This is a genomic window from Nonomuraea sp. NPDC049028 (assembly GCF_043197735.1).
Classification (GTDB): domain Bacteria; phylum Actinomycetota; class Actinomycetes; order Streptosporangiales; family Streptosporangiaceae; genus Nonomuraea.
The window spans coordinates 774,199-786,431 of sequence record NZ_JBICTR010000003.1 but is presented as its reverse complement, the minus strand read 5'-3'; the positions used below and the strand labels follow the sequence as shown (position 1 = coordinate 786,431).

Below are 12,233 nucleotides of genomic sequence, written 5' to 3'. Positions count from 1 at the left end.
AAAATCCCATCGAACCATCCAGCTCACGCCCCGATCTCTCGCGTCAGAGCATTGCCGGTCGCCTCGCACATCACCGTGGCGAACTCCGCCCAGACCGTGAGGTGGCCAGAGCCCAGCCGTCGCATACCCCATGTGGTCGAGATCTGCTCCACCAGCCTCAGGCCCCGCCCGCGAGAGTCCAGGTCATCGGACACGCGCGGACACGGAATGGTGCGGGCCCCGTCATCGGTCACCTCGATCCGAGCCACGTCGGTACCGAAGCCGACGACATCCACCGCGACGAGGCCACCACCACGACCCGAGGCCGTGTGCTGAATGGCGTTCGCGACCAACTCGCTGACGATCAACCGCGCGTTGTCCGCGTCTCGATGACCTGCACCCAGCAGGATCGCCGCGACGCTGCGACGAGCCACAGGTACCACCCAGGCGTCGCCGGGGAACACCATCCCGCCCAGAAACCGCTCCGTCACTGCGCCTCCTCCCAGACCCGTGCAACCGCGTCCTCGTCGTACGCAGCCACCCACCGACCCTGACCGTGACCCCAGGTGAAGACCCAGTCCTCACGCCTCAACGCAGCCCGCACCCGCAAAGCGCCCCGCGCCCGAGGGATGGAAATGAACGGCTCGTGCCTTCGAGGCCACTGCATCGCCAGCGCCACCCCGAGCTGAGCCAGATCCCACGTCAATCGCATTAAGTGAATGAACTGTTCCTCATCGTGATCGAAGGTACGCATGCCAGCACCTCGCTTCGGGGTGAGCGCGACTGTGTCCTTGAACTCCGTACCGGTTGCCCACGAGCTTCGCCGCGAATTGCCTCAAGTGGGCAATTCATCGCATTTCGTAATCATGAAATGGAATGATTTGCCCGCTCAGCTGCTACTCCACGGGCGATTCCCTGGCTGTTGGCGCTACCATAGTGCCGATGGGCATCGACGATTGGCAAGATGCCATCTTGATTTGTCACTTGCATGTAGCCACGGGGTGCGGAACTCTGATTGCGCAAGGAGCAAACACTTAACGTCGAGGTGAATATGGCCGCCGGGAGTAGCCCCACCGTGAGGCGCCGACGCCTTGCCAGCGAGCTGCGCCGCTTGCGCAAAGAATCGGGACTAACGTCGGAAGCGGTAGCCATCCAGCTCGAATACGACCAATCATGGGTAAGCCGCATCGAGTCGGGACGGCGTGGTATTCGCATCCCGGACCTGAAGGCGCTCCTCGACGTGTACGGGATCACGGATCAGGCTCGCGAAGAGCTTCTGCAACTGGCACGTCAAGCTCGGCAACGAGGATGGTGGCATACGTACGTAGACGTCATCCCGGATTGGTTTCAGATCTTCGTCGGCCTGGAGGCCGAAGCCTCCGAACTGCGCCGGTACGACACCGAACTCGTGCCTGGACTGCTCCAGACTGCCGACTACTACCGTGCTTACCTTCGGGTGGCCCCGATGCCCTGGAAGCCGGAGGAAGTTGACCGGATGATCGAGTTTCGCAGGGTCAGGCAAGAGCGGATCACCACCGGATCGCTACGGCTTTGGGCCATCATGAACGAGGCCGTCATCCGACGGCACGTCGCCAGTCGCCAAACCATGAAGGCCCAGCTAAACCATCTGATCGAGATGTCAGAGACGCCGAACGTCACCCTTCAAGTGCTTCCCTTTGCGGCAGGGCCACACCCAGCCATGGACGGCGGCTTTGTGATCATCGGCTTCCCAGAGGCAAATGACCCTGACGTGATCTATCAGGAGAGTCAATCAGGTAGCCTCTATATGGAGGAGTCGGCCTTGATAGACCGGTATAACGTGGTATTCAACCATCTAATGGCCAAGGCGGACGACCCAGATAGAACCCGCGATCTACTCATCTCGGCGGCGAAGGAAGCGTGAGAATGAGCAAGCAGAAGGGCACAGAGGCGGGGATGGAGGCAGAATTCTCCCGTGCGGCGTGGCGCAAGAGCAGCTACAGCAACGCCGGTGGCGACTGTGTCGAAGTCGCCCCTCTGAGCGGGGGCCGCATTGGCGTCCGCGACACCAAGGACCGCAACGGCCCCGTACTCGTGTTCACATCTGACGAGTGGCACGCCTTCCTCAAGGGCACCAAGGGCGGCCAGTTCGACCTGATCTAGCAGGACGCTCCACAACCAACAGCAAAAGCGCCCGAGTCGTTTTTGCGGCGACCGGGCGCTCTGCGCGGGCTCCTTGCGCGCCCTACAGACAGACGGACCGCAGCGACCTGCATGGGGTTTGACGTGATCCATTTAGGGGTCATAGCTTGACGGTCGGCTTGCCAGCCCCGTCCGGTCCCAGGATGCCGATGACCTTGCCCATGGGGATCTCCAGGTCCACCCGTCCAGCGCGGTCGTCTCGCCGTACCTCCTGATCAGCCCTTCGGCTCGGAGCACGTGCATCGTCCCGCCCGGCTGCTCCGCGGAATGAGATATTTGGGAGATTTCGCACGGAAGTAGAGCGCGCGACGATATAGGAACGTATTGGAGCGACTTCAAGCCATGGCGGTCAGTCCGGAAGCGACACGCGATCTGGTCGCTTGTGTGCTTGCGAGCACCAAGTGAGAGGAGTGCGGGATGGCGAAGAAGGAAGTCGATCTCTCCCGTGCCCAATGGCGCACCAGTAGTTTCAGCGGCTCGAACGGTCAGTGTGTGCAGGTCGCTTTCGTTCCCGACCATGTGGCCGTTCGCGACAGCAAGGACCCGCACGGGCCGGCGCTGATCTTCACCCTCGACGAGTGGGCGGCCTTCCTGGCAGGAGCCAGGGACGGCGAGTTCTGAGCAAGGGCATCCGTCCTTGCCGCAGACAGCCATGAACGCCCGGTCGCCCTCTACGGCGATCGGGCGTTCACGTACTGACAGGGAGCCGCAAAGGCTTCGATCATGCCTCCGGCGAGGGCTCCGCTGCGGAATGACCAGGCCAGGCCAGTTAGTGTCTACGCCATGCCTGACGCGATCACGGTCCACCCCGCGGAGCCGGGTGACGGGGACGTCCTCGGCGAGATCCACGCCCTGTCTTGGGGCGTCTCGCATGGCCCGTTTTGCACGCCGAAGGTCGCTGCGGCCGGGGTCGAGGAGCGGCGCACCAAGTGGCACGGCATTCTGGCCGAGGTCGAGGCCAAGGGCCTGGGCATGGACACGATCCTGCTGGCGCGCTTGAACGAGCGGCCGGGGGCCTTCGCCCGGTTCGGGGCCTCCACTTCCCGCCCCGGCCACGCGGAGATCCATACCTTCTTCGCCCACCCGGACGTCTGGGGCAGCGGCATCGCGAAGGTCCTGTTGACGGCCGTCTTGGACCGAGTGCGAGACGCCGGGTACGACGACGTGCATCTGTGGACGCTCCGGGACTCCGCCCAAGCGCGCCGCTTCTACGCCAAGAATGGCTTCGCCGAGACCGGCAGGACTCACGACCACGACTTCGGTGAAGGTCCCCCGCTGGCCCTGGTCGAGTTGGAGCGAGCCGTGCCTGGCCGCTGAAACGCTCGATCGGCGACTTCGTCGTGGCTGACCTCCATGGCCTGGTCCGCATCGTCCAGCGTCAGCTCAAGAAGATCCAGTACCGGCCTCATCTGATCACCACAGGCCGGCCTGACTCTCGAACCACCATGATCATCCCGCTTGCCGGCCCCTATTTGGCCCCGGGATGCCGATGACCTTGCCCACGGGGACCTCCAGGTCCACCCCGTTCAGCGCGGTCGTCTCCCCATACCTCTTGATCAGCCCTTCGGCTCGGATCACGTCCGTCGCCGTCTCCTCATCGTTCGACGAGCTAGACGATGCCGGGAGCCGCTGATACGGCGCTAACAGCGGCCCAGGGACAGGCATGCGTTGCCGTGTCAGCGGCCGCGTCAGCACGGCAACGGCCCGGTATCAGAGCGGTCGGCGATCGTAAACGCCATGAACGGTTCAGCGATCGCGGCCTCAAGGCCGGGTGCGATCTCCGTCCGTTCCTTGAACTTCGTAACGGATCTGAAGGAGCACAACACGATGTCGATCACCCTTAACGACCAGGACAAGCTCACCCTGCGGACCGCCGGCTGGGGCGCCGTCTCCCTGATGTCCGCCGCCGGTGCCGCCGGCTCGGCCCACAAAGCCGCCACCGAGGCCTCCATCGCCCTGACCTCCGCGACCGGCCTGGTCGGGCACGTGCTCACCAAGGCGCCCAAGGGCGTGAAGTACGGCAAGACGGTGGCCTCGCTCGCCGACCAGGTGCTGCCGGCGCTGACCGCATCCATGAGCCTGCTCAAGGCGCAGGCTCCGGAAGAGGCCGACAACTTCCGCCGTACCGTCGTCGTCGCCATCGAGGCAGCCGGCCGGCCCCAGAAGGGCGCGCCCAGCCCCACCATGACCGAGATGGCCCGCAAGATCACTGAGGCCCTCGACGCCGCTTGACGGATGCCGGCCTGCGACAGCCACAGCTCGTCACGGGGTCCTCTTCGGACCCCGTGACATGGCGGCGTGATGTCCCAGGCAGGGGCGTTCCAGAAGGCAGTGCAGCGGCTCATCGATGAGCTCTTCGCCTAAGCGCGACACCAGAGACGAGGAACTATGAAACCCGCATTCCCACCAGCGATCAGGGCGACCAAGGTCTTCCGGCGAGTGGCTCTCACGGCGCTGGCGGCCGCGCTGTTAGCTGGGGTGGCCACACCCGGGGTGGCCGCGGCCGACAGTGTGGCCGTGCCGAAGGCCGCCGCCGGGCCGGATCGCCCGGAGCTGCAGCAGGTCATCCAGGAGGTCGTCGATTCCGGTTACGCCGGGCTGCAGCTACGCGTACACGATCAGCAGGGCGACTGGGTCGGCAGCGCCGGGGTGCGCAAGCTGGGCGAGGTCGCCAAGCCGCCGACCAACGGGCGGTTCTGGATCGGCAGCTCCACCAAGAGCTTCACCGCGACCCTGGTGCTGCAGCTGGTGGCCGAGGGCAAGATCGGGCTGGACAGCCCGGTGGCCGGCTACCTGCCCAAGCTCGGGCTGGACCGGCGGATCACCGTACGGATGATGTTGCAGCACACCAGCGGGCTGTTCAACTACACCGGCGAGTACTACACCGACGGGACGTTCGTGCCGGGGATCCCCGCCACGGGCAAGGAGTGGGTGGACAACCGGTTCCACAGCTACCAGCCCGAGGAGCTGGTACGGCTGGCGCTGTCCAAGCCGGCTAAGTTCGCGCCGGGGACGAACTGGAGCTACGCCAACACCAACTACACGCTGGCCCTGCTGCTGATCGAGAAGGTCACCGGCCGCTCGTACGCCGAGGAGATGCGGCGGCGGATCCTGGGCCCGCTCGGCCTGCGGGGCACCGTGGTGCCGGGCAACCGGACCGAGCTCCCCGGGCCGTACGCCCACGGCTACTACCGTTACCAGGACGCCGACCAGTGGAAGGTGGTCGACGTCACCCGTCAGAACCTCTCCCTGCTGGCCGGCGCCGGTGACATGATCTCGACCACCCAGGATCTCCAGACGTACTTCTCCGCCCTGCAGAGTGGCAAGCTCCTGCCGGCCTCGCTGCTGGCCGAGATGCGCAAGCCGGACCCGAGGAGCACCGGCCTCTTCGGCCAGTACGGCCTCGGTCAGTATGTGCTGGACACCGGCCCGGACTGCGCCGGCATCATCCTCAACCACGACGGCAGCCCTCCGGGGGGCTACGGGTCGTTGATGTACAGCACGCCTGACGGCAGCAAGACGCTGACCGCCTCGCTGACCATGGGGGACGCCGCAGTCGACCAGTCAGTGGTGTTCCCGAAGGCCCTGGACAAACTCATCAAGGCGGTGTTCTGCGGCGGGCAGGCGGGGGCGGCAGACCAGGCCAACCTGGTTCAGTAGAGCGAACCGTACGGCTTGAGGGGGGACTCCCTCCGGTCGTGCATCAGGTGGAGCAAACCGGCCACGCCGAGCTCGTTGAGCTCGGCGTGGCCGTCGCCTTGGTTCCACAGCTCGGGCCTATGTGGTGGCTGGTGTCACGTTGGTTGACGGCGTCCTAGGGCGGCCGCGCTCCCCAGGCTCACTCTCCAGACGGCGTGTCGCGCCGCTATGAGATGAACGGTGCCCGGGTGCGCACTAGACTTGGATAATTCGTTATCTTGTACCATTCGTGTTTATGTAGGTAGGTTTGGTCGCATGACCGCATCCAGCACTCCGACCATCGCCGAGGAGTTGCGCGGCGCCGGCCTGCGGGTGACAGCGGCCCGCGTCGCGCTGCTCCAGGCCGTCCGGGACGGTGACCACCTCGGTGTCGAGGCGATCGCCTCCGGGGTGCGCGATCGCGTGGGCCACATCTCGCTGCAAGCCGTTTATGAGGCGCTCCACGCGCTCACCGCAGCGGGGCTCGTACGCCGCATCGAACCGGCCGGCAGCCCGGCACGGTACGAGGGGCGCGTAGGGGACAACCACCACCACATCGTGTGCCGGTCGTGCGGTGCCGTCGCCGACGTCGACTGCGCGGTCGGCGAGGCGCCCTGCCTGACCGCCTCCGACGAGCACGGCTTCGCGGTCGACGAGGCCGAGGTCATCTATTGGGGCCTGTGCCCCGGCTGTTCAACCGCCCGTACTTCCTGAGCTGTTCAACCGCCCGTACTTCCTGAGCACGTGATCCACATAGTCCGGAAGGATTCCCATGACCGAGAACCATGACGCGATCGTCACCGACCCGAAGACGGAGGGAGCAGGTGGCTGCCCGGTCGCGCACGAGCGCGCCCCGCACCCGACTCAAGGCGGCGGGAACCGCCAGTGGTGGCCGGAGCGGCTCAACCTGAGGATCCTCGCCAAGAACCCCGCCGTGGCCAACCCGCTCGGTGAGGAGTTCGACTACGCCGAGGCGTTCAAGACCCTCGACCTCGCGGCCGTCAAGCGGGACATCGCCGAGGTCCTGACGACCTCGCAGGACTGGTGGCCGGCCGACTTCGGCAACTACGGCCCGTTCATGATCCGGATGGCGTGGCACAGTGCGGGCACGTACCGGATCAGCGACGGCCGCGGCGGCGCCGGGGCCGGGCAGCAGCGCTTCGCCCCCCTCAACAGCTGGCCGGACAACGGCAACCTCGACAAGGCGCGCCGCCTGCTGTGGCCGGTCAAGAAGAAGTACGGCCAGAAGCTCTCCTGGGCCGACCTCATGATCCTCACCGGCAACGTCGCACTGGAGTCGATGGGCTTCAAGACCTTCGGCTTCGGCGGCGGTCGCGCGGACGTCTGGGAGCCCGACGAGGACGTCTACTGGGGCCCCGAGACCACCTGGCTCGGCGACGAGCGCTACACCGGCGACCGGGAGCTCGAGAGCCCCCTCGGCGCGGTACAGATGGGCCTTATCTACGTCAACCCGGAGGGTCCGAACGGCAATCCGGACCCGCTCGCCGCGGCTCGCGACATCCGTGAGACCTTCCGCCGGATGGCGATGAACGATGAGGAGACGGTCGCCCTGATCGCGGGCGGTCACACCTTCGGCAAGACCCATGGCGCGGGCCCCGCGGACAACGTCGGCCCCGACCCCGAGGCCGCCTCGATCGAGGAGCAGGGCCTCGGCTGGCGGAACTCCTTCGGCACCGGCAAGGGCGCCGACGCGATCACCAGCGGCCTTGAGGGCATCTGGACCAACACCCCCGTGACGTGGGACAACAGCTTCTTCGAGATCCTGTTCGGCTACGAGTGGGAGCTGTTCAAGAGCCCCGCCGGCGCCAACCAGTGGCGGCCGAAGGACGGAGCCGGGGCGGACACCGTCCCCGACGCCCACGACCCGTCGAAGCGCGTCGCACCGACGATGCTGACGACCGACCTCGCGCTCCGCGTCGACCCGATCTACGAGCAGATCTCGCGCCGCTTCCTCGAGAACCCCGCCGAGTTCGCGGACGCCTTCGCCCGCGCCTGGTACAAGCTGACCCACCGCGACATGGGCCCGATCGTGCGTTACCTCGGCTCGGAGGTCCCGGCCGAGACGCTGCTGTGGCAGGACCCGCTCCCCGCCGTGACGCACGAGCTCGTCGACGCCGCGGACATCGCCGCACTCAAGGGCCAGATCCTGGCCTCGGGCCTGTCGGTGTCCCAGCTGGTGTCCACCGCGTGGGCGTCGGCGTCCTCCTTCCGTGGCAGCGACAAGCGCGGCGGCGCCAACGGCGCGCGCATCCGCCTCCAGCCCCAGAGCGGGTGGGAGGTCAACGACCCCGACCAGCTGGCGATCGTGCTGCGTACCCTGGAGGGCATCCAGAGCACCTTCAACGCCGCCCAGACCGGCGGCAAGCAGATCTCGCTCGCCGACCTGATCGTGCTCGCCGGTGCCGCGGCCGTCGAGCAGGCCGCCAAGACCGCCGGCTTCGACGTGGAGGTCCCCTTCACGCCGGGTCGCGTGGACGCCGCGCAGGAGCAGACCGACGTGGAGTCGTTCGCCGCGCTCGAGCCGGTTGCCGACGGGTTCCGCAACTACCTCGGGAAGGGCAACCGGCTGCCGGCCGAGTACCTGCTGCTCGACCGGGCGAACCTGCTGACCCTGAGCGCCCCCGAGATGACGGTCCTCGTCGGTGGTCTGCGCGTCCTGGGCGCGAACCACCAGCAGTCGTCGCTCGGCGTCCTCACCGCGACCCCCGGGTCGCTGACGAACGACTTCTTCGTCAACCTGCTCGAGCTGGGTACGACGTGGAAGGCGACGTCCGAGGACGCGACCACGTTCGAGGCCCGCGACGCCGTCACGGGCGAGGTCAAGTGGACCGGTAGCCGGGTCGATCTCGTCTTCGGGTCCAACTCCGAGCTGCGCGCGCTCGCGGAGGTCTACGCGAGCGACGACGCGAAGAAGAAGTTCGTCGAGGACTTCGTCGCCGCGTGGGACAAGGTCATGAACCTGGACCGGTTCGACCTCGTCTGATCCTTGAGGTCTGATCCTTGAGGTCTGATCCTTGAGGTCTGATCCGTCTGACCGTTGACGTCCAGGTCGGCCCACACCTCGGCCGACCTGGACGTTTTGTCATATGAACGGGCAGTACCGGGTAGCCATGCAGGTATGTCACCGGGTGTCGTGAATGACGACCTCTTTCGCGGCGTGCTCGACGAGCTCGGCGCCGTGCTCGCGAACGTCGACGAAGAGTCGATCGACGCGGCCTGCCGGCTGATCGCCGACGCCAGAACGATCGGCGTCTACGGCTGCGGCCGGGAGGCGCTGCAGATCGAGGGTTTCGCGATGCGCCTGTTCCATCTCGGTCTGCCGGTGGCGGTGGTCGGCGACATGACCATGCCGGCGCTGGGGCGCGAGGACGTCTTCCTCGCCACCTCCGGCCCCGGCGAAGCGTCCACGGTCCTGGCGCTGATGCGGACGGCGACGGCGGCGGGTGCGACGAACCTGCTGCTGACCGCCGAGCCCGAGAGCGGTGCCGCGGAGCTCGCCGACGCCATGCTCGTGATCCCGGCGCAGACCATGGCCGGCGAGTGGCGTACATCCGTGCTGCCGATGGGGTCGGCCTATGAAGGCGCGTTGTTCGTGCTGTTCGAGGTGATGGTGCTGAAGCTCGGGGCGCTGATCGGCGCCACAGGAGAGGCGATGCGCGCCCGGCACACCAACATGGAGTGATGGGTCACTGGGCCTTGACGGTGGCGGTGCTCGTCTGGCGCATGTACGCGTCGATCAGGGCGAAGGTGGCTCCCAGCTGCTCGATCTGTGGCAGGTGGCCGGCCTCGGGGATGATCTCAAGCTGGGCGTTGCCGAAGGCGGCCGCGTACGCCGCGCCGTAGGCGGGGGTGACGATGCGGTCGCTTTCCCCCCAGAGCAGCAGGGTGGGCAGGTCGACGCGGGCCAGGCGGTGGGCGAGCTTGGGGTCGTGCATGTACGGGTCGCCGGCCAGGACGCGCATGGTGGCCATGTTGCCCTCCCGGAGGGCGAGTTGCCCGGCGGGGATGTCGGCGGGATCGACGTAGAAGCGGTCCGAGTCGTGCCAGGAGTACTCGGCGACGCCACGGGCGTCGAGAGCGAAGAAGTCTCTGATCGGCTCGGTCTCGACATGCACTCCGACGGGGTCGATCAGGACGAGCCCGGTGATGATCCCCGCGTTGTCGCGTACGGCCATCTCGGCGGCGGTCCAGCCGCCGAGTGAGGAGCCGATGACCAGCACGTCGGACAGCTGCCGGTCGTGAAGATAGTGCAGGTAGGCGAGGGCGAGATCGTCGATGCCGGTGAACCAGCCGGGGCGGTCGGTGCCGTCCCAGCCGGGGTGCGTGGGGGCGATGGCGTGGCCGGTCCGCGCGAGATGGTCGACGAGCCCGGCGACGGTGGCCGGGCCGCCACCGCCGTGCAGGATCAGGACGGGCCGGCCGGTTCCGGCCTCGGACAGGGTGAGCGGCAGGTCCGGGTAGAGCGCGATGGTGTGGCTTGTCGTAGGCATGGCCAACACCATAACTAAACTTGTTGATATAAGCTAGTTGAGTAGCTGCTAAACTCGATTCGTGCTCGGTGAACTGCAGGTCCTTGGAAGAGCGGTCAAGCAAGCCCAATACCGGCAGCACCGGGCGCTGGACAGCCGGCTCGCCGCCATCGGCACCACGCTGGCCCAGTGGGATGCCCTGCGGGCGATCAGCCGGTCACCTGGGGCGCCGGCGCGCGCCCTGGCCTCGGCGACATTCCAGAGCGAGCAGGCGTTCGGCACACTCGCCGGCCGGCTGACGGCTCAGGGCCTGATCGAACGCCGGCCAGGTCATGGGCGACGCATCGAGCACCATCTGACACCGGCCGGCGAGCAGATGCTCGACGCGGGGCACCGGGTCGCGGACGAGGTCCTGACCGACTGTTTTGCCCCCCTGTCGCCAGGCGACCGCGCGACCCTGCTCGATCTCTTGCAGCGCCTCAACTACGGCGGAGACACCTGACGCCGTACACCACGCGCGTGTGGTGTACGGCGCCGCCATCTCAGGTGTCGCCGCTCAGGCGAGTCGCCATTCCTGGTTGCGCTGTCCGATCAGGCAGGTCCACTGATGGACGTTGGCTCCCTCGGCCGTGCTGACGCCCGCCACGTCCAGGCACTTGCCGCTGTGGCGAGCGACAAGGGAGAAGTAGCCGTTGTCCTTCTGGACGAGCCGCCACTCCTGGTTGCGCTGCTGGTTGAGGCAGGTCCACTGGTGGACGTTGGCCCCGTCGGCCGTGCTGACGCCCGACACGTCCAGACACTTGCCGCTGTGCGTCGCACGGAGGGTGTAGTAGCCGTCGCTGGTCGCCACGAAGTTCCACTCCTGGTTGGCCTGCCCGTTGATGCAGGTCCACTGGTGGACGTTGGCCCCGTCGGCGGTGCTGACGCCCGCCACGTCGAGACACTTGCCGCTGTGACGGGCCACCAGGGTCGCCGAGAACTTGGGAAGGAGCCGCTGCGCCGCGCCGGCGGTGTCGGCGTTCGCCGCCGACGCCGCCGTGAACGGGGCAACGAGCAGAGCGGCCGCGACAGCGACTGCTTGACCAGCGTGAATGAGTGTCATCGAACCTCCTGAGACGCTCTCGAAAGATCAGCAGGTCCGTCGTAACATGAATCACTCAGCGCATCGGCGAGTCGCTATCCGTGATGATATTCGTGTCGCGTGGCGTAGATGAGCTGGTTTACGAGGCAGCGAGTGCCGCGTCCAGGTGGTCCGGGTTCGGGCCGCCTCGCAGGGGTCCACCGGGTTGATCGATCAGGTAGGTCGTCCGTTCGGTCAGATGGGTCGCCTGGGAGTCGCCCGTTCGGTGGCTACTCCCCGGTGCGTCCGTCCACCGCCTCGCGGAGGAGGTCGGCGTGGCCGTTGTGCCGTGCGTACTCCTCGACCAGATGGAACAGGATCCACCTGAGGCTGGGCACCCGGCCGTCGGCCCAGGGGCGCACGGCCAGCCGGTCCAGGCCGCCGTCGGCCAGCGCGTCCGCGACCAGGGAGCGGGAGCGGGCCACGGTGTCCTGCCAGAGCGTGAGGAGTTGCTCGGGGGTGTCCTCGGTGGCCGAGTGCCAGTCCCAGTCGATATCGGCCTCCCAGTCCACGGTGTCCCACGGGGGCTCCGGGGCGTGCCCGTACAGTCGCTGGGAGCACCACCAGCTCTCGACATAGGCCAGGTGCTTGAGCATCCCGCCGAGGGTCATCGTCGAGGCGCCGACGGTCGCGTTCAGGCCGGCCGCGTCCAGCCCGGCGCACTTCCACTCCAGGGTCGCGCGCTGGTAGTCCAGGTAGCCGAGGAGGGTGGCGGTTTCGTCGGCCGCGACCGGAGGTTCGGGGCGGCCATGCTCGTCCAGGTCAATCACGCGCGGGGAGTCTAC

16 protein-coding genes are annotated in these 12,233 nt (G+C 67.1%); 10 read left to right on the top strand and 6 right to left on the bottom strand.

Annotated features, from left to right (window positions below; translation table 11 throughout):
• Nucleotides 1–23 precede the first annotated feature (23 nt).
• Complete coding sequence (locus ACGFJ2_RS14665; protein ID WP_393468160.1) at nt 24–470, bottom strand: ATP-binding protein; 447 nt, start codon at nt 468–470, stop codon at nt 24–26.
• The gene (locus ACGFJ2_RS14660; RefSeq protein ID WP_393468157.1) at nt 467–733 is read right to left on the bottom strand and encodes a hypothetical protein; all 267 of its coding nucleotides are present in this window, start codon (nt 731–733) and stop codon (nt 467–469) included. The genes ACGFJ2_RS14665 and ACGFJ2_RS14660 overlap by 4 nt, the downstream gene beginning before the upstream one ends.
• A gap of 261 nt (nt 734–994) precedes the next feature.
• Here ACGFJ2_RS14660 and ACGFJ2_RS14655 point away from each other — a divergent pair, with 261 nt between their 5' ends.
• The 4 genes from ACGFJ2_RS14655 (at nt 995) to ACGFJ2_RS14640 (ending at nt 3,477) form a co-directional block, all read left to right on the top strand.
• Nucleotides 995–1,882, top strand: a complete 888-nt coding sequence (locus ACGFJ2_RS14655) for a helix-turn-helix transcriptional regulator (RefSeq protein WP_357950056.1) — start codon at nt 995–997, stop codon at nt 1,880–1,882.
• Between the two features lie 2 nt (nt 1,883–1,884).
• Nucleotides 1,885–2,121 carry a DUF397 domain-containing protein gene (locus tag ACGFJ2_RS14650; protein WP_357950059.1) on the top strand — a complete coding sequence of 79 codons (237 nt, stop codon included), beginning with the start codon at nt 1,885–1,887 and terminating at the stop codon, nt 2,119–2,121.
• A gap of 456 nt (nt 2,122–2,577) precedes the next feature.
• Nucleotides 2,578–2,781 (top strand): DUF397 domain-containing protein, encoded by a 204-nt coding sequence (locus ACGFJ2_RS14645; RefSeq protein WP_393468153.1) that lies wholly within the window; start codon nt 2,578–2,580, stop codon nt 2,779–2,781.
• A gap of 162 nt (nt 2,782–2,943) precedes the next feature.
• Nucleotides 2,944–3,477, top strand: coding sequence for a GNAT family N-acetyltransferase (locus ACGFJ2_RS14640; RefSeq protein WP_393468150.1), 534 nt, complete (start codon nt 2,944–2,946; stop codon nt 3,475–3,477).
• A 132-nt stretch (nt 3,478–3,609) separates the two neighbouring features.
• Here the strand turns inward: ACGFJ2_RS14640 and ACGFJ2_RS14635 are convergent, their stop codons facing one another.
• A complete protein-coding gene (locus ACGFJ2_RS14635; protein ID WP_393468147.1) occupies nt 3,610–3,738 on the bottom strand; it encodes a hypothetical protein in 129 nt (42 codons plus the stop codon).
• Between the two features lie 249 nt (nt 3,739–3,987).
• On the opposite strand from ACGFJ2_RS14635, the gene ACGFJ2_RS14630 reads away from it, so the two are divergent.
• The 5 genes from ACGFJ2_RS14630 to ACGFJ2_RS14610 all read left to right on the top strand — a co-directional run bounded on the left by ACGFJ2_RS14630 (nt 3,988) and on the right by ACGFJ2_RS14610 (nt 9,541).
• A complete protein-coding gene (locus tag ACGFJ2_RS14630) occupies nt 3,988–4,392 on the top strand; it encodes a hypothetical protein (RefSeq protein ID WP_357950066.1) in 405 nt (134 codons plus the stop codon).
• 156 nt (nt 4,393–4,548) lie between these two features.
• Entirely contained in the window at nt 4,549–5,820 is a 1,272-nt protein-coding gene (locus tag ACGFJ2_RS14625) for a serine hydrolase domain-containing protein (protein ID WP_393468144.1), read from the top strand.
• A 294-nt stretch (nt 5,821–6,114) separates the two neighbouring features.
• Nucleotides 6,115–6,552, top strand: coding sequence for a Fur family transcriptional regulator (locus tag ACGFJ2_RS14620; protein WP_357950071.1), 438 nt, complete (start codon nt 6,115–6,117; stop codon nt 6,550–6,552).
• Between the two features lie 58 nt (nt 6,553–6,610).
• Nucleotides 6,611–8,842 (top strand): catalase/peroxidase HPI, encoded by a 2,232-nt coding sequence (gene katG / locus ACGFJ2_RS14615; RefSeq protein ID WP_393468141.1) that lies wholly within the window; start codon nt 6,611–6,613, stop codon nt 8,840–8,842.
• Between the two features lie 150 nt (nt 8,843–8,992).
• The gene (locus tag ACGFJ2_RS14610) at nt 8,993–9,541 is read left to right on the top strand and encodes an SIS domain-containing protein (RefSeq protein WP_393468138.1); all 549 of its coding nucleotides are present in this window, start codon (nt 8,993–8,995) and stop codon (nt 9,539–9,541) included.
• Between the two features lie 4 nt (nt 9,542–9,545).
• Here ACGFJ2_RS14610 and ACGFJ2_RS14605 read toward each other — a convergent pair whose 3' ends face one another.
• Nucleotides 9,546–10,349 (bottom strand): alpha/beta fold hydrolase, encoded by an 804-nt coding sequence (locus ACGFJ2_RS14605; protein ID WP_393468135.1) that lies wholly within the window; start codon nt 10,347–10,349, stop codon nt 9,546–9,548.
• A gap of 61 nt (nt 10,350–10,410) precedes the next feature.
• On the opposite strand from ACGFJ2_RS14605, the gene ACGFJ2_RS14600 reads away from it, so the two are divergent.
• Nucleotides 10,411–10,830 (top strand): MarR family winged helix-turn-helix transcriptional regulator, encoded by a 420-nt coding sequence (locus ACGFJ2_RS14600; protein WP_393468132.1) that lies wholly within the window; start codon nt 10,411–10,413, stop codon nt 10,828–10,830.
• Between the two features lie 54 nt (nt 10,831–10,884).
• Here the strand turns inward: ACGFJ2_RS14600 and ACGFJ2_RS14595 are convergent, their stop codons facing one another.
• On the bottom strand, nt 10,885–11,430 hold the full coding sequence (locus tag ACGFJ2_RS14595; protein WP_357950084.1) for an RICIN domain-containing protein: 546 nt from the start codon (nt 11,428–11,430) through the stop codon (nt 10,885–10,887).
• A gap of 248 nt (nt 11,431–11,678) precedes the next feature.
• A complete protein-coding gene (locus ACGFJ2_RS14590; RefSeq protein WP_357950087.1) occupies nt 11,679–12,218 on the bottom strand; it encodes a DinB family protein in 540 nt (179 codons plus the stop codon).
• Between the last annotated feature and the right edge of the window lie 15 nt (nt 12,219–12,233).